14 protein-coding genes are annotated in these 16,239 nt (G+C 59.4%); 4 read left to right on the top strand and 10 right to left on the bottom strand.

All coding sequences use genetic code 11. The annotated features are described in order from the left end of the window. Nucleotides 1-4: 4 nt before the first annotated feature. From leuS to QQJ86_RS17745, 5 genes are all read right to left on the bottom strand, one after another. Nucleotides 5-2,638, bottom strand: a complete 2,634-nt coding sequence (gene leuS, locus QQJ86_RS17725; RefSeq protein ID WP_284322299.1) for a leucine--tRNA ligase — start codon at nt 2,636-2,638, stop codon at nt 5-7. 285 nt (nt 2,639-2,923) lie between these two features. Then, nucleotides 2,924-3,535: a PqiC family protein gene (locus tag QQJ86_RS17730; RefSeq protein ID WP_284322300.1), complete on the bottom strand. Its 612-nt coding sequence runs from the start codon at nt 3,533-3,535 to the stop codon at nt 2,924-2,926. Beyond that, a complete protein-coding gene (locus QQJ86_RS17735) occupies nt 3,532-5,211 on the bottom strand; it encodes a PqiB family protein (protein ID WP_284322301.1) in 1,680 nt (559 codons plus the stop codon). Before QQJ86_RS17735 ends, QQJ86_RS17730 begins: the two co-directional genes overlap by 4 nt. Further along, nucleotides 5,204-5,827, bottom strand: a complete 624-nt coding sequence (locus QQJ86_RS17740; RefSeq protein WP_284322302.1) for a paraquat-inducible protein A — start codon at nt 5,825-5,827, stop codon at nt 5,204-5,206. Before QQJ86_RS17740 ends, QQJ86_RS17735 begins: the two co-directional genes overlap by 8 nt. Beyond that, entirely contained in the window at nt 5,824-6,474 is a 651-nt protein-coding gene (locus tag QQJ86_RS17745) for a paraquat-inducible protein A (RefSeq protein WP_284322303.1), read from the bottom strand. The genes QQJ86_RS17740 and QQJ86_RS17745 overlap by 4 nt, the downstream gene beginning before the upstream one ends. Nucleotides 6,475-6,570: 96 nt before the next feature. On the opposite strand from QQJ86_RS17745, the gene trxA reads away from it, so the two are divergent. After that, nucleotides 6,571-7,440, top strand: coding sequence for a thioredoxin (trxA, locus tag QQJ86_RS17750; protein ID WP_423372817.1), 870 nt, complete (start codon nt 6,571-6,573; stop codon nt 7,438-7,440). A 61-nt stretch (nt 7,441-7,501) separates the two neighbouring features. Next, entirely contained in the window at nt 7,502-7,954 is a 453-nt protein-coding gene (locus QQJ86_RS17755) for a DUF4442 domain-containing protein (RefSeq protein ID WP_284322305.1), read from the top strand. 54 nt (nt 7,955-8,008) lie between these two features. On the opposite strand, the gene QQJ86_RS17760 is transcribed toward QQJ86_RS17755, so the two are convergent. Both QQJ86_RS17760 and QQJ86_RS17765 read right to left on the bottom strand, forming a co-directional pair. Beyond that, a complete protein-coding gene (locus QQJ86_RS17760) occupies nt 8,009-8,677 on the bottom strand; it encodes a hypothetical protein (RefSeq protein ID WP_284322306.1) in 669 nt (222 codons plus the stop codon). Between the two features lie 2 nt (nt 8,678-8,679). Further along, the gene (locus QQJ86_RS17765; RefSeq protein WP_284322307.1) at nt 8,680-9,195 is read right to left on the bottom strand and encodes an RNA polymerase sigma factor; all 516 of its coding nucleotides are present in this window, start codon (nt 9,193-9,195) and stop codon (nt 8,680-8,682) included. Nucleotides 9,196-9,298: 103 nt separating this feature from the next. On the opposite strand from QQJ86_RS17765, the gene QQJ86_RS17770 reads away from it, so the two are divergent. Both QQJ86_RS17770 and QQJ86_RS17775 read left to right on the top strand, forming a co-directional pair. Further along, nucleotides 9,299-9,976: a DUF502 domain-containing protein gene (locus tag QQJ86_RS17770; protein WP_284322308.1), complete on the top strand. Its 678-nt coding sequence runs from the start codon at nt 9,299-9,301 to the stop codon at nt 9,974-9,976. Next, complete coding sequence (locus QQJ86_RS17775) at nt 9,973-11,781, top strand: M14 family metallopeptidase (RefSeq protein ID WP_284322309.1); 1,809 nt, start codon at nt 9,973-9,975, stop codon at nt 11,779-11,781. The genes QQJ86_RS17770 and QQJ86_RS17775 overlap by 4 nt, the downstream gene beginning before the upstream one ends. Before the next feature lie 175 nt (nt 11,782-11,956). Here the strand turns inward: QQJ86_RS17775 and QQJ86_RS17780 are convergent, their stop codons facing one another. The 3 genes from QQJ86_RS17780 to QQJ86_RS17790 all read right to left on the bottom strand — a co-directional run bounded on the left by QQJ86_RS17780 (nt 11,957) and on the right by QQJ86_RS17790 (nt 16,104). Beyond that, the gene (locus QQJ86_RS17780) at nt 11,957-13,531 is read right to left on the bottom strand and encodes a multicopper oxidase family protein (RefSeq protein ID WP_284322310.1); all 1,575 of its coding nucleotides are present in this window, start codon (nt 13,529-13,531) and stop codon (nt 11,957-11,959) included. 283 nt (nt 13,532-13,814) lie between these two features. Further along, a complete protein-coding gene (locus QQJ86_RS17785; protein ID WP_284322311.1) occupies nt 13,815-15,449 on the bottom strand; it encodes a phospholipase C in 1,635 nt (544 codons plus the stop codon). A 286-nt stretch (nt 15,450-15,735) separates the two neighbouring features. Beyond that, nucleotides 15,736-16,104: a hypothetical protein gene (locus QQJ86_RS17790; protein WP_284322312.1), complete on the bottom strand. Its 369-nt coding sequence runs from the start codon at nt 16,102-16,104 to the stop codon at nt 15,736-15,738. Nucleotides 16,105-16,239 lie beyond the last annotated feature (135 nt).

Consider the following 16,239-nt stretch of genomic DNA (forward strand, 5'->3'; position numbering starts at 1 on the left):
GAACTCATCCTGCGACGATGTTGACGATCTTGCCAGGCACCACGATGACCTTGCGCACGGTCTGCCCTTCCAGGAAGGCTGCCACATTGGGTTGCGCGCGCGCCAGCGCCTCGGCCTCTTCTTTCGAGGCGTTGGCGGAGACTTCAATGGTACCGCGCAGCTTGCCGTTCACCTGAACAGCCAAAGTGAGCGTATCCCGCACCAGCGCAGCCGAGTCCACCTTCGGCCATGGCTGGTCGTCCAGCACGGCTTGCGAGTGACCCAGCGCCTGCCACAGCGTATGGCTGACGTGCGGCACCACCGGGTTGAGCAGCAGCACCATGGTTTCCAGCGCCTCATGGCGCACGGCGCGGCCCTGGTCGCTTTGGTCTGTGAACTTGCCAAGCGCGTTGAGCAGTTCCATTAGGGACGCAATCGCCGTGTTGAAGGCATGGCGGCGGCCGAAGTCGTCGCTGACCTTCTGGATGGTTTCGTGCAATTGGCGACGCAACGCTTTCTGTCCGGCGTCGAGCGCGGCAGGATCGACTTCCGGATGATCCGGCTGACCGACGTGCGTGATCACTTCGCGCCAGAAGCGGCGCAGGAAGCGCGCCATGCCTTCCACACCGGCTTCGCTCCATTCCAGCGATTGTTCCGGCGGGGCGGCGAACATGGAGAACAGGCGTACGGTGTCGGCGCCGAATTTCTCCACCATCACTTGCGGATCGACGCCGTTGTTCTTGGACTTGGACATTTTCTCGGTGCCGCCGATCAGCACCGGCATGCCGTCTGCCTTGAGCACCGCACCAATAACGCGCGCTTTTTCATCGCGCTGGATTTCCACGTCGGCCGGATTGATCCAGTCCTTCGATCCATTCGCGTTTTCGCGATAGAACGTCTCGGCGATCACCATCCCCTGGCATAGCAAATTAGTGGCCGGCTCGTCCGACTTCACCAAGCCCGCGTCGCGCATCAGCTTGTGATAGAAGCGGAAGTACAGCAGATGCAGGATCGCGTGCTCGATGCCGCCAATGTATTGATCGACTGGCAGCCAATAGTTGGCGCGTTCGTCTACCAGACCATTCGCGCCGGGACTGGTGTAGCGCGCGTAATACCAGCTCGATTCCATGAAGGTATCGAAGGTATCGGTTTCGCGTTCGGCCGCGCCGCCGCATTGCGGGCAGACCGTCTTGCGCCACTCTGGGTCGGCCTTGATCGGCGACTGCACGCCTGAGAAAGCGACATCTTCCGGCAGCACGACCGGTAACTGATCTTCCGGTACGGGCAGCGCACCGCAATGCTGGCAATAGATCACCGGAATTGGGCAGCCCCAGTAACGCTGGCGGCTCACACCCCAATCACGCAGGCGCCAGTTGACGCGGCGATGCCCGTTGCCGGCTGCTTCCAGTTGGCCTGCGATGAAGTCGAAGGCATCGCGGTAATTCTTGCCATCCATGTCGCCGGAGTTGACTACGCGCATGTCTGCGCGCGTCTTGTCCGAGTACCACTCCTTCCAATGTTGCGGATCGTACGTGGCATCGTCGCCACTCACTGCGATCACCTGCTTGATCGGCAAGTTGTACTTGTGCGCGAACTCGAAATCACGCTCGTCGTGACCGGGCACAGCCATCACCGCACCCGTGCCGTAGCCCATCAGCACGAAGTTAGCCACCCACACCGGCACTTTGTCGCCGCTGACCGGGTGGATCGCGAACAGGCCGGTGGGCATGCCGCGTTTTTCCTGCGTTTCCAGTTCGGCCTCGGACACGCCGCCGTGACGCAATTCATCGAGGAACGCGGCCAGTTGCGGATTGCTGCCGGCAGCTTTCTGCGCCAGCGGATGTTCGCCAGCGATCGAGACGAAGGTCACGCCCATCAAGGTGTCGGGACGCGTGGTGAACACAGTCAGTGGCTCGACTTCGCCTTCCACCGCGAAATGGATATCCACGCCTTCGCTGCGGCCGATCCAGTTGCGCTGCATGGTTTTCACGGCATCCGGCCAGCCGGGCAGCGTGTCCAGGCCGTCGAGCAGTTCCTGCGCGTAGTCGGTGATCTTCAGGAACCACTGCGGAATCTCGCGCTTTTCCACCAGCGCGCCAGAGCGCCAGCCGCGGCCGTCGATCACCTGCTCGTTGGCCAATACGGTGTGGTCGACCGGGTCCCAATTCACCACCGCGTTCTTGCGATAGGCCAGGCCCTTCTTCATCAGCCGGGTGAACATCAACTGTTCCCAGCGGTAGTACTCCGGCCTACAGGTGGCGAATTCGCGCGACCAGTCGATGGCATAGCCCAGCGACTTGAGCTGCTCACGCATGTGGTCGATGTTCTTGTACGTCCACTTCGCGGGCGCGGTGTTGTTCTTGATTGCGGCATTTTCCGCCGGCAGGCCGAACGCGTCCCAGCCCATCGGCTGCAGCACGTTCTTGCCGGTCATGCGCTGGTAGCGGCTGATGACGTCGCCGATGGTGTAGTTACGCACGTGGCCCATGTGCAGCGCGCCGGAGGGGTACGGCAGCATGGCCAGGCAGTAGAACTTCGGCCGGGAGGGATCCTCCTTCACCTCATACGCGCGCTGCGCGTTCCAATACTGCTGCGCAGCGGATTCCACCGCCTGCGGGTTGTAGTCGTTGGAAGAACCCTGGTCTTGGTTGTCCTGCATGATCCGGCGCCGTTATGCGTATTCGGCAGCGCGGGCGTCCGTCGCCCAGTGCTGCGTGGGACCCGGCAGACTAGCAGAAATGCCTCTTCGCTTGGATCGGATTTGGCTCCCTCTCCCCTCTGGGGGAGAGGGCTGGGGTGAGGGGACAACCTCGCCTGATCTTTAATCAAGACACAAAACGAAAGTGGCCGCCCGCACGCACACCATTTCCCGCAAGCCTTGCCCCCTCACCCTAGCCCTCTCCCCATAGGGGAAAGGGGACGAAAAGCGATGCGCGGAGACAGTTTACGGAGACGGACAAGCCGACGGCACACTCCCCGCCGCCATCGCCGGTGCCACGCTGGCGATTTGGTCCGCCAGCGTCGACAGCGCCTGCTGGTGACCAGCCACCACGCTGGCGTAATCCTGCCCCACGGTTTCGTTGATGTGGCTGCTGCAAGTAAGCACAGCCTGGCTGCGCAGCTCGCGCACTGTCCAGGTCGCATCGATCAGTGCATAGCTGCTGGGTGCGGAATCAAAGCGGCGCAGGTCGACTTTGATGCGCAGCACCGGCTTGCCGTTGATGGCCACGCCGCCGCTGATGTCCTGCGCACCGGTGCGCTGTGAGAGGTCGACGGACAACGCACCGCGTACTTCATCCGCCAAGGGAGCGGCCCAGCGTTCGCCGTTAAGCAAGGTGACGGCCTGCCCGCCTTGGCGCACCACCAATTGCGGCACGTCGTTCTGCGCCGGAACACCGACCGGCATCAGCTCGAACTGGAAGTGTGCCGGCGACGTGGCGGCCGGCGTACCGTTATCGGACGCCGGTATGAGTGTGTAGTAATGAATCGGCGCCGAAGCGCAAGCCGCCAGCGCCGCCGCGCCCAATGCCGCCATCAAATGTCGCATACGAATCATGGCTTGCTCCCTTGCTGCGGCTGGGCGGTGGACGAACCGTTGTTCTCGGGCGGCGGCGCATCCTTGGCCCGTCCACGGATCAGCGCGCTGGGCTGGGCGTTCAAATAATCGGTGAGCGTGCGCAACGAGCGCGCCATGCGCTGCAACTCTTGCAACGTGCCGCTCAGGCTCTGCTGCAACGGCGAATCGGCGGCGAGCGCGTTGTTCGCCGTGCCGAGCGTTTGGTTGGCACCGTTAAGCGTGGTCTTGAAAGCGGGCAACACATCACCGTTGAGCTGCTTGATCGTGCCATCCAGATCAGCCAGCGTGTGATTGAGGTTGTTGCCGATTGCGTCGAACGGAATCTTGTTGATCTTGTCGACGATCTCCGCCATCTGCTCCTGCAGCTTGTCGAAGCTGCCGGGGATGGTGGGGATTTGCAACGGACGCGCGTTCGGATCGTAGTCCACCGCCTTGGGCGCCTTCGGTTCGATATCCAGCGAAATGAATAGCTGGCCGGTGAGCAGGTTGCCCACCTTGGCCTGCGCGCGCAGGCCTTGTGCAACCAGCGAGGTGACGACCTTCGACATATCCTCGTCACCCTTGGACCTGGCAATCTCAGCCAGCTTGGCATTCGCACGCCCCAGGCGTTCGGGATAGATCAATGCACCCACGTAGATCGGGAACTTGCTGGTCTTCTCGTCGTAGTCCATGCGGATGGACACGACATGGCCAAAGTTGATGCCGCGGAATTCCACCGGCGAATCCACCGCCAGGCCACGCACCGGTTGATCGAAGCGCATGACGATATAACGCGGCTCACCATCCGGCGGCGCCATCGCGTTGCTTTGTGTATCGAAGAGGGTAAAGCTGGTGTTCTCGGGAACCGGTTTTTCGGTCGGATGCGGTCCGGGGGCATCGTTGAACGCCACACCACCAGCCAAGACGGTGGCCAGCGATTGGGTATTGAGTTTCAAGCCATCGGCACTGATCGATACATCCACGCCGCTGGCATTCCAGAAGCGCGATTCATTGGTAACGAAACTGTCGTAGGGGCTGTCGACGAAAATCTGCATGGTGACGCCCTTGCCGTCGTCATCCAGCTTGTACGACGCCACGCGACCGACCTGCAGGCGCCGGTAAAACACTGGCGAGCCGATATCCAGCGAACCCAGGTCGCCGGCGTGCAGCGTGAAACTTTTGCCGCGTGAGTCGTGCAATACCGATGGTGGATTTTCCAAGCCGACGAAATCGTTCTGCGTCTGCTGGGACTTGCCCACATCCACGCCAATGAACGAGCCCGACAGCAGCGTATCGATCCCCGACACGCCACCCAGCCCGATGCGCGGGCGCACCACCCAGAAACGTGAATCGGAAACGGCAATGCCGGACGCACTTTTTTCCAGCCCCACCTTCACGATCACCTTGCTGTGATCCTCGCTCAGGCGGATACCGGTGACCTTGCCGATCACCACATCCTTGTACTTCACAACCGTCTTGCCCGACTCCAAGCCCTGCGCGGTTTCAAAACTGATGGAGATCGTAGGCCCCCGCTCCCGCCACGCGCTGATCACCAGCGACAGGCCAATCAGCGCCGCCACGACCGGCACCAGCCAAATCCATGCAGCGTTCACGCGCTTGCGCCGCACCACCGGTTCGGGCAGACCACCGCCTAGGCTGGATTGGTTCTCAGTCATCGTCTTCCTTGCAATCCCATATCAGGCGAGGGTCGAAACTCTGCGAAGCAAGCATGGTAAGTATGACCGTCAATCCGAAATACACCACCCCAGGCAACGGCTCCACCTGGCTAAAGAAGCCGAATTGCACCAGCGCGGTAAGCAGCGCCACCACAAAGACGTCCAGCATGGACCAATAGCCGATGAATTCCACCAGCCGGTACAGCATGGAGCGCTGGCGACGTGCCCAGTTGGTACCGCGAAGCGCACTCAGCAGCAGCGTGCTGATCACCAGGAACTTCATCATCGGCACCACGATGCTGGCGGTGAACACGATGACGGCCAGATCTGGCGAGCCTTTTACCCACAGCTCGATCACACCGCTCAGGATCGTGTTGTCGTCCACGTCACCCAGGCTTGCCGTGCGCATGATCGGCAGCACATTGGCGGGGATGTAGAAGATGAAGGCTGCGATCAGGAGCGCCCAGGTGCGTACGCAGCTATAAGGCTTGCGCCGATGCAGTGAACTGCCACAACGAGGGCAGGCCGCATCTTCGATTTGCGTATCGCGGCAAACCTGGCCGCAGACATGGCAGCCAATCAGTCCCAGCTCGTGTGCACGCGGCAGCGCGCTCATGATGTTGACTCCGCGGGGAGCTTGTCCCACAGCTGGTGCAGATCGATACCGGAAAAGATGGTGATCAACAACGCCAGCGCTGCATAGGCGAACGCACCGATGTTGGGCGTCACGTCAAAATACAGCTGCGCCTTGACGATGGACACCAGCACACCGAGCACAAACACCTCGCTCATCGTCCACGGCGCGATGTAGTGCAGCACCACCATCAGTGGCACGAAGCCGGGGGCGCGCTGCCCTTTGCGACCAAAGATCAGCAGCCAGCCCAGAATCCCCATCTTGCACAGCGGAAAGAAAAACAGCGTCGCCGCCGCCAGCACCGACACCACCTGCGAGTGCTCCTTCCACATCATGATGATGATGCCCCACAGAGTGGCGTGAATTTCCTCGCCATTGAGTCCCAGGGTGATGATCGGCCACACGTTAGCCTGTATGAACACCACCATCACGGTGACTACCAGCGCGAACATCGCGTCAAGACCGATGCGCTGATGGCGCTCCAGCACCGCATTGCAACGCGCGCAACGGGCAACCTCGCCGCGTGCCAGCGGCCGACGGTGGTGCACCGTATCGCAGTGCTCGCAGATCATCAGCGTCGACGACATCGATTTCTGCGCTTGCTCGACGGCGGCCGGGGGGGTGCTCATGTTGGCGATTCTCGCAAATCCTTAAGCGCCCTGCGCGCACTTGATATGCTTCAAGGTGCCCCGACTTGTCTGGGGTTCATCCATCTGGAGCCCAACGTGAACGCCGCTGTTTCTCCGCACATTTTTGACGTCGATCAGGACAACTTTGAAACCGATGTGCTGCAGGGCTCGCTCCAGACCCCTGTGCTGGTGGATTTCTGGGCCGAATGGTGCGGCCCGTGCAAGTCATTGGGTCCATTGCTGGAAAAGCTCGCCGCCGAATACAACGGTGCATTCCGGCTTGGCAAGGTGGACGTGGACAAGAACCAGGAGCTGGCGGGCGTCTTCGGCATCCGCAGCATTCCCACCGTCATCTTGGTGAAAGACGGCCAGATCCTCGATGGCTTTGCCGGCGCCCTGCCTGAAGGCCAACTACGTCAATTCCTCTCCCGTCATGTCCAACCGCTGGAAGGCGACTTCGAAGAAGAAGTGCTGGAAGAGGAAACCCTGCCCGAATCCCCCGAGCAAGCGATCAATCGCCTGCAGCAGGAAATCGCTGCCAGCACCAATCGCCCCGAACTCAAGCTCGACCTGGCCATCGCACTCGCGCAAGCCGGCCAAGCTTCCGCTGCCGAAGCGGAACTCAACGCCCTGCCCGCCAACCTCGCTACCGACACGCGCGCTGTGCGCCTGCGTAGCCAACTGGACCTGGCTCGCTCGCTCGAAGGCACGCCATCGATGGAAGTGCTGCAGCAACGCATTCATGCCAATCCGCAGGATTGGGAAGCGCACGATTTGCTGGGCGTACGATTGCTGCTCGGTAACGATCCCGCCGCAGGCTTGGAGCATTGGCTGCTGATGCTTGAGAAAGCGCGCGACTGGAATGAAGGTCAAGCGAAGAAGCGTCTACTGGCTGCGTTTAATACGTTGGACGATGCAGAACTGGTGGGACGTTATCGCAGACGGATGGCGTCGCTGCTGTTCTGATGCCTTAATACCCATACGCCAAAGTATGGCAAGCTGAGGGCTCCTTCTTTCGGAGCCCTCCATGCGCGCATCCACCTTCCGCCGCCTGCTCAATCTGTGGCCGCCATTCCTGTTCAGCGGCATTCGTCTGCTGAGCCTGGATGACGATTACACCGAAGCGCGGGTGGTATTGCGGTTGCGGCCATGGAATCGGAATTACGTGCGTACGCAATTCGGTGGCAGTTTGTTTGCGATGGCCGATCCATTCTGGATGCTGCTGATCCTGCATCACTTGGGCAGCGATCATTTTGTGTGGGACAAAGCGGGCACCATCGATTTCGTGGCGCCCGGCCGCGAAGATGTCTATGCGCACTTCAAACTCGAACCCAGCGTGCTAGACGAATTGCGTGCCGCCGCAGCTAATGGTGAAAAGGTGCTGCGCTGGTTTGATGTATCGATCAAGACGGCGTCAGGTGAAGTGGTAGCGGTTGTGCGCAAGCAGCTTTATGTTCGGTTGAAACCACGGAACCGCTGACCGCATTCCGAAGCAAGCCTCTTACGGATAACGACATTCCTTCCGCATTCGCAGCTATTCCTGTTTGAACTGTGCAATCTGCTCCAGCATGGCTTCCGCTCTTTGCACGCTCTTGCCGGCGAAATTGTTTTCGAGCCAACGTCGATGTCCAATTCGACTCACCAGCCAGAAGACGAACAACACCAGCACCAGCGAAACACACCCACAAAGAATCAGCTGCGGTAGCAACCATGGCGCATGAGCGAGAAGATCAAACTTACCCAAGGCATCCTCGTCCTCGCGCTGCACCTCCATCAGCAATACCGGAATCCAGACAAATGAGCCGATTGCGGCAAATAGTGGCGCTTCGAACTTCACGCGCCATGCACGCAATGCGGCAAGCCGCTGCTGTATCTCCACAATAGGTGCCGCGTAGTCGATACGCTGGATCAGGTGCAGATTCCACCCAGCAGCCAACATCATCGACACGCCAAATAACTGCACCAAGATACCCACGATCAACCAATGCAAAACCTCGGTTCGCACCACCCAAAAAGAAATACCCCACAGCATGAAAGTAAAACCGAATGCGAACTGGATCCATTGCCCTACCATCAGTGGGCGTAATCCGTGGCGAACCTTGTCCAGTCGACTTTCTACGAGCAACCGGATATTTAGTACCTGCTGCCGTTCCAACTGTTGATTCAAAGCCTGCCAAGCGGCTTTCATTTCCTCGAGTTCCATAGTCAGGCTCCCACGGGCGTGGCACCCGTCATCTGATTGCGAAGTTTCTGTTTGATGCGACTGATCTTCGTGGCGACATTGGTTTCGCTAATGCCGAGAATCTCTGCAATCTCGGCATAACTGCGATTTTCCAGATACAGCAAAATCAATGCGCGGTTGAGCGGATCGAGCTGGTCGATGAATCCGTACAAGGCATCAAGCCGCTCATCCTGTTCGGCAATCTCCGCCGTTCCGCCGAGTGCTTCGAGTTCTTGTGGGTCCAGCGGCTCTTCCTGCCGCGGAGGCCGCCGCATCTGCGAAATCGCCACGTTGAGCGCTACCCGATACATCCAGGTCGAGAACTTTGCGCGGGTTGCGTCGAAACTGGGGAACGAACGCCACAGCTGCACGCAGATTTCCTGCGTCAGATCATGCCGATCTTCCGGATGACGGGCGTATACGGACACCACCTTGAATACGATGCGTTGGTGTTCCCGCAACAATGTCTCGAACGCTCGCTGTTGTTCCCTTCCGCGCATGGCCTGTCCCCTTGCTTACTCCTGTTATTCGCAGCGCGCGATGAAAAATCACAACCCAGGGTTCGGCCCTACAATAAAGCGCCCTCCCCCACCCGAGTCGACCATGCCCCCGCTGCGCCTGAAACGCTATCTCATCACCGGCCTGCTTACCTTTATGCCGCTATGGGTCACGTGGCTGGTCTTCAAATTCATTGTGGGATTTCTGGCCGATCTCGGCGCCCCACTGGTGGCCGCGTTCGTGGGCGCCTTGGGTTGGGTATCGCCTCAGGTGGCCGATCAGCTCAGCCACGGCTGGGTGACCTATCTGCTGGCGCTGGCGCTCACCTTGATCACGCTGTATCTGCTGGGCTTTCTCGCCAATCGCGTGATCGGCCAGCGGCTGTTGCATGCATTCGATAGTCTTTTGCAACGCATTCCGCTAGTGCAGACCATCTACGGCGGCACCAAGAAATTGATGACCGTACTGCAAAACAAACCCAGTGGCGCGCAGCGTGTAGTGCTGGTGGATTTCCCGCGCAAAGGCATGAAGGTCGTGGGCTTCGTGACACGCGTGATGCAGGAAGAAGGCACCGGCCGCGAAATGGCCGCGGTGTACATCCCCACCACACCCAACCCCACCGGCGGCTATCTGGAAGTGGTGCCGCTGGATGAGCTGACACCGACCGACTGGACCATGGATCAGGCCATGGCCTTCATCATTTCGGGCGGCGCAGTAGCGCCCGATACACTGCCCGCATCGCCAGCGGCATTGCCGGCGAATCCATCGGGGAACCATGCATGATCACGCGCCGGGTGTGGCTTGCCGCTCTTCTTGGCGTGATCAGCATGAGTACGCACGCAGTTGGATCGCACGACACTGACTGGACCACACCCGCAGAGGCTTCGCAGTTTCGCACCACGCCGAGCTACGCGCAGACATTGGCTTATCTGCAACAACTGCAACAGGTCGCGCCGGACAAGATCAAGCTGGAAAGTTTCGGCATTTCCCCGCAAGGCCGTCCGATGACGGTGGTAGTCGCAAGCAGCGATGGCACGCTTACTCCCGACACCGCACGTGCCGCACATAAACCGATCGTGTGGTTGCAGGCCGGCATCCATCCCGGTGAGATCGAAGGCAAGGATGCCGGACTGATGCTGTTGCGCGATATGGCCGTCACCAACAAGTACCCGCATCTGCTCGATCACGTGGCGCTGGTCTACATCCCCGTGTACAGCGTGGATGGACACGAATACGTGTCGCCTTACAACCGCATCAATCAGAACGGCCCAGAAAGCATGGGCTTTCGCGGCCAATCGCAGTACCTCAATCTCAATCGCGACTACATCAAAGCCGACGCGCCGGAAACGCTGGCGTGGTTGAAGCTGTGGCAAACATGGCTGCCGGATTTTCTGATCGACGTGCATACCACGGATGGCGCCGATTACCAGTACGACCTCACCTGGTACACGGAAGATCCACATAAACTCGATCCTGCCGTTGCTTCGTGGCAACACAAAGCCATCGCCGAGCAGGCCATTCCAGCGTATGAAAAGCTGGGTCACCAGGCTTCGATCTACCTGGAATTCAAGGATGGCCGCGATCCGCGCAAGGGCATCGAGAACTTCGGTTCCGGACAGCGTTTCTCCACCGGCTATGCAGCGCTGCAGAATCGCCCGGCGCTGCTGATCGAAACGCATATGCTCAAACCCTACGCCACACGCGTGCATGCGGCTTACGATCTGGTGCGCGTGCTGCTGGACGGTATTGATCGCGACCCGGCTTCGCTGCTGGCAGCCACCAGCCAGGCCGATGCGCATACGATCGCACGCGCAGGCGACGCTCACGCGAATGTCCCGTTGACATTCAAACTCGATGCCACGTCGACGCCATTTGAGTTGAAGGGTTACGCGTTCACGCAAACGCATAGCGATATTTCCAACGACACCTGGATTCAATACGACCCAGGCAAGCCCGTCACGTATCGCATCAACAATTGGAACGATCTGTTGCCTGATCTATCGATCACGCCACCCGTGGCCTACATCGTGCCTGGCGAGTGGAAAGTCATCATCGACAAGCTGGATGCGCACGGTATCGCCTACCGGCGCATTGGGCATCCCATGAAAGAAGTGGATGCCACCGCGTATCAGCTTGATCAGCCTAAGTGGGCCGATGCGCCTTTTGAAGGGCATTTGATGCTGCAAAGTTTCAACCTGCATACGCAGCCCACGAAAGTGACATTGCCAGCAGGATCGGTGATCGTTCCGATGAATCAGCGCGCTGCAAACGTCGCCATCCAATTGCTGGAGCCGGAAGCACCTGATTCGCTACTGCACTGGGGTTATCTCAATGCCATCTTTGAAGCGAAGGAATTCGGTGAGCCGCGTGTGTTGGAAAAACTTGCACGTGACATGATCGATAAGGATCCCAAGTTGAAGGCGGAATTCGCGCAGAAGTTGCGTGATGATCCTGCTTTTGCAGGAAATAGCCGTGCGCGGTTGAGTTTCTTTTTCATGCGCTCACCGTGGTACACGGTGCAGCGCGTGGGAGCTTATCCGGTGTTGCGAGTGGATGCGGCGCAGTTGGCGAATATTGCGACGAAGTAGCCATTTCACTCCCTCTCCCCTCCGGGGAGAGGGTTGGGGTGAGGGGACGGGGCTTGCAGGAAGGCATACCCATGCAGGCGTATTCGAGCTTTTTTGCCACTCGCACAAAGGCCATATCTCGCAAGATTCGCCCCTCACCCTAACCCTCTCCCCAAAGGGGAGAGGGAACTAAAAGCTAGGCAGACACCACCTCAAACGGCCGCATCATCTCGTTCGCTTCATGCTCCAGCAGATGGCAATGCCAGGCGTAACGCCCCACGTAGCCATCGAAGCGCACGATGATGCGCGTGATCATGCCCGGCCACGCCTGCACCACATCCTTCCATCCTGCCTCACCCGCTGAGGGCGATTGCGCTGGACCGGTATAACGAACGGTCTTCGAATCCGTCCACATACCTTGATCAAATGGACGGCGATCCAGGATCTGGAATCGCACCAGATGCAAGTGAATGGGATGCGAATCGTCGGTGAGGTTGATCAGATTCCAGATTTCAGTGCTGCCCAGCACCGGCTTTTCCGTTACCGGTTCATGCCAGCGTTTGCCGTCGAGCAGCATCAGCATCGGTTCGGCTACGCAATCCTGATAGGAGTCCAGCGTCAGCATGCGTTGTCGCGTTGCGGCCGATTCCGCCATGCGCGGTACATCGCGCAGCACGGGGGGCACCACGCTGGCATCCTTTACGCGGGTGCTACCAATGCGGAACTGCATGATCGGCAGCGCATCGTTGATCCATTCAATCTGCTGCCCAGCCCAGGCCGAGAAATCAACCACAATGTCTGCGCGCTCGCCAGGCGAGATAAACAAGCTGTGCAGCATGGCCGGCGCTGCCAACAAGCCCTGGTCGCTCCCGATCTGCTGAAACGGTCGCCCATCACGTAGCTTCAAATTAAAGAAACGCGCATTGGATGCATTGAGCACACGAAACCGGTAACGACGCGGCTGCACGTCCAGGTAAGGCAACAGCGCACCGTTGACCAGCATGGCGTTGCCGAATATCTCCGACACCCAGGGCGCTTCGCTATTGCCGGATACCGGATAGTAAAGCTGCGCATCGGTGGTGAGCAGGCGATCGCTCAAGGTCAGCGGAATCTCCTGCTCGCCTTGCGGCAGACCGAGTGAGCGCTCGTGCTCATTGCGCAAAATCAAACTACCGAACATGCCTGCGTAGATATTCAGGCGATTGATGCCCATGGCATGGTCGTGATACCAGAGCCCCGCGGCATCTTGTTTGTTTGGATAGGTGTGCAAGCGCGACTGGCCCGGCACGTACCAATCTTCCGGATAACCGTCGCTGGCAGTCGGCACGCATGCACCATGCACATGAACGACTGCCCGCACCTCGGGCTTGTCCTTTTCGGCACCGTGAATGCGGTGATCGATGGGCAGAAAGTGTTTCGATGGCAGTGCGTTGCGCCAATTAATGCGCAGCTCCTTGCCGCTTTCGGCTTCGATGGTAGGTCCAGGCATGCAGCCGCCATACGTCCACACGCGCGTAAGTGGCAGATCGCGATGCAGACGTTGCTCGGTTTCGCGCATATCCACATGCAATATGTTGCCGTCTGTGCGCAGCACTGGCGGCAGCGGCAACGGATCGACGAAAGGTTTCAACTGCGTTGGATCAAGCAGGCGCGGCACGTTTGGCTGGTCTGCCACCATGTGCTTGCACAGCGCGCTGCCACCGCCCATTTTTGGCATGGCGTGCATGTCGTGGGCGCGCATGCGCGTGGCGTAGGCGCCTAGACCAAACATGGACCAAGTTAGGAAATCGCGACGGGATGGCACGTTGCGCAGTCTGGCGTGAGGCTCGCTATTTGGCCGTCGTTCCCGCGAAAGCGGAGGTGCTTTTCAACAGCGAATGCTGGTCAATCCATCTTACGCTCAAGCAACAGGCGAAAATGGATTCCCGCTTTCGCGGGAATGACGGCGTTGAGGTACTTATATGGTATTTCGCAAGCCTTGTCCCCTCACCCTAACCCTCTCCCCGGTGGGGAGAGGGAACAGGTCGAGGCGCTGTTGCAGCTATGCGCCCTGATTACTTCTTCTCCACCGGCTCACCCGTGGTTTCATCCAGGAACAAGCGACGGTTTTCCGGGAACGAATCGTCAAAGTCGAACATGTGGTTCAACTTGCCGGCCACGGCGTCAAAGGAGCCGCCGCCGATGCGATGGCTGTCCAGCCAGTTGTCTTCGATGAAGCGGGTGATCGAACTCTGATCGGTCACCGTGTGATCGACGTGGTTGCGACGTGCCCACGGCGAAACCACCAGCAACGGCAGGCGCGGACCATAACCGCAGCGGCCCTGCACAGCATTGCTGGTGTTCACACCCGACAGCGTGCCGTGACCGTTGCACACGCCAGCACCATTCAGTGCATCCTGGCTGGTCTGCGATGCATTCACCTGCGGCGCAGACTGATGGTCGTACCAGCCGTCGGAGTCGTCATAGGCGATCACCACGGCGGTATCACGCCATTCCGGGCGCTTCTGCAAATAGTTGATCACGTGCACGATGAACTGCTGTTCGTCCAGCGGATCGGAATAACCGGCGTGGCCATCCTGATAGCCCGGTGCCTTGAGGAAGCTCACCGCCGGCATATTGTCCGCGTCCACGGCGGCGTAGAAATCGCTCAGGTCGTACTGATGATTCGCCGCGTCGCCATTGTGGCCGATCATCGCCACCGAAGTGGGACGCACGTGTGTCGGATTGGCGGTGCTGGTGTAGTACTGGAACGGCTGGTGATGCGGAATGTAGTCCGCTTTATTTACTTGCGTGACAGCGGACACGGTGCTGCGTTTGCAGCCGGTAGTGCCATTCGCATTCACGGCGGTGAGATCGAAGCCGCCTTCGAAGAAGCCCCAGGTGATGCCCTTGGCATTGAGCAAGTCACCTACGTTCTTGCCACTCAAGTGCACACGCGCGCCGCTGGAAGTGGAGCACACGTCGTCGATCGGATCGGCATCGCTGACCAGCGTGTAGCCGCCCTGCCCATCCGCCACGACATCGCCGCCAGCGGCCAACTGGTCGCTAACGCCATTGGTCTGGCCCGAAACCAGATTGATCGCACCCGGCGTAGAGGGGCCGAAGGTGGTGTTGTAGCTGTTGTCGCTCATCGCGAAGTGCTGGGCGTAATGCCACAGCGCGGTGACGGTGTTGCCGTCGTAGTAGCCCATCACCTGGCCAATGCCGTTTTCAGCGGTGGTGCCGCCCGGCAGCGCTTCACCTGTGCCGGTGTACTTCGGGAAAAGATCCATGGCGCCGTTGTCGAACGCCTGCTGTTCCGGCTGGTAATCGTGATCCTGGTCAGCCGTGGCGGCCTGTGCACGCGACAGGCGGAACGGATTGATCGCGCCCGCGCCATTGGCAGCGTTGTTGGCGTTGGGGTTGTTGCTGAGCAGTTCCTTGGTGAAGCCGTTGACCTTCGGCGTATCCGACTTCGCATAGAACGTCGGCTCACCCGGCGCATTCGCTGCATAAGGATAGGTGCCGAAGTAATGATCGAAGGAGACGTTTTCCTGGAAGATCACCACCAGATGCTTGATCGGCGTGGCGGTGTGCACGTGGTGGTACCCATGGTGGGCATCTTCAGCGACAGGATCGGGTGCAGAGATCGCAACGGCGGACAAAGTAAGCAAACTGGCGGCAAGACAGACGGCAAGACGTGAGCGCATGGCAGTCTCCGGTAACGGTCAATAGGCACGCTCCCCTAAGCGCGATACGCGGAACCATACGCAATAGCGATGACAGCCTCATAACAATCATGCGACGACGTGCTGCTTAGCAGGTGTAGATTGGGGTGCAACCCCCAACATTGCCTTGCACATCATTGCGTTGGGGTTTGCACCCCAACTTAAGGGAATACCTTACGCGAGCACTCACCGCGACCCTCCCCTGCAAGCAGAGGAGGGTGCAAATTCCAACAAGCTAAGCAATCAGGCATTGATGAGGTGGCGCACATCAGTTCACACAAACCAGATGCCCGTTCTCCATAACGCAGCAGCCGGGAGGCGAACCCGAGCTGTGCGTAACATGCAACACGCCTCCGAGCGCGCCAATGCGCATGAGAGCCGCTTCGTGATCGGCATGGTTCCGCTTTATGTGCTCCGGACGAGGCAGCCGCTCGATCGCAGAAGTAACTTGTCTGGCGGCATCCGCGGGCAGGTAGGAGCTCAAAAGATTGATGCCCTCAACGGCCAGGGCGGCCTTCTGTTCGCCGGTGAGATAAACCGGATCGCCGCCATCACCGTGCGGATAGTTCCACCCGGTCAACCGCCCGAGGAGAAGTACAAGATAAGGGGCTATCAACTGCTCTTCATTATTAAGCATGGCCAGTCTCCTTACTGATTCACTGGGAATCGTGATGGGATGGCCGTTCGCAGCACGAACGGCCGCAGGCATTGCATTTGAAGATGGTGCAGCGTTTTGAATCTTGCGTGACGCGCGCGTTGCTTGCTCAAGGGC

Origin of the sequence: Dyella acidisoli (assembly GCF_030160295.1) — a bacterium.
GTDB classification, from domain to species: Bacteria; Pseudomonadota; Gammaproteobacteria; order Xanthomonadales; family Rhodanobacteraceae; genus Dyella_B; species Dyella_B acidisoli.

Bases quoted from the DNA above. Each gene is read 5' to 3' on its own strand.
- QQJ86_RS17745 (WP_284322303.1), bottom strand. From the start codon at position 6,474: ATGAGCACCCCCCCGGCCGCCGTCGAGCAAGCGCAGAAATCGATGTCG.
- QQJ86_RS17785 (WP_284322311.1), bottom strand. From the start codon at position 15,449: ATGCGCTCACGTCTTGCCGTCTGTCTTGCCGCCAGTTTGCTTACTTTG.
- QQJ86_RS17730 (WP_284322300.1), bottom strand. From the start codon at position 3,535: ATGATTCGTATGCGACATTTGATGGCGGCATTGGGCGCGGCGGCGCTG.
- QQJ86_RS17780 (WP_284322310.1), bottom strand. From the start codon at position 13,531: ATGTTTGGTCTAGGCGCCTACGCCACGCGCATGCGCGCCCACGACATG.
- QQJ86_RS17770 (WP_284322308.1), top strand. From the start codon at position 9,299: ATGCCCCCGCTGCGCCTGAAACGCTATCTCATCACCGGCCTGCTTACC.
- QQJ86_RS17740 (WP_284322302.1), bottom strand. From the start codon at position 5,827: ATGAGCGCGCTGCCGCGTGCACACGAGCTGGGACTGATTGGCTGCCAT.
- QQJ86_RS17775 (WP_284322309.1), top strand. From the start codon at position 9,973: ATGATCACGCGCCGGGTGTGGCTTGCCGCTCTTCTTGGCGTGATCAGC.
- leuS (WP_284322299.1), bottom strand. From the start codon at position 2,638: ATGCAGGACAACCAAGACCAGGGTTCTTCCAACGACTACAACCCGCAG.
- QQJ86_RS17755 (WP_284322305.1), top strand. From the start codon at position 7,502: ATGCGCGCATCCACCTTCCGCCGCCTGCTCAATCTGTGGCCGCCATTC.
- QQJ86_RS17735 (WP_284322301.1), bottom strand. From the start codon at position 5,211: ATGACTGAGAACCAATCCAGCCTAGGCGGTGGTCTGCCCGAACCGGTG.
- QQJ86_RS17790 (WP_284322312.1), bottom strand. From the start codon at position 16,104: ATGCTTAATAATGAAGAGCAGTTGATAGCCCCTTATCTTGTACTTCTC.
- QQJ86_RS17760 (WP_284322306.1), bottom strand. From the start codon at position 8,677: ATGGAACTCGAGGAAATGAAAGCCGCTTGGCAGGCTTTGAATCAACAG.
- QQJ86_RS17765 (WP_284322307.1), bottom strand. From the start codon at position 9,195: ATGCGCGGAAGGGAACAACAGCGAGCGTTCGAGACATTGTTGCGGGAA.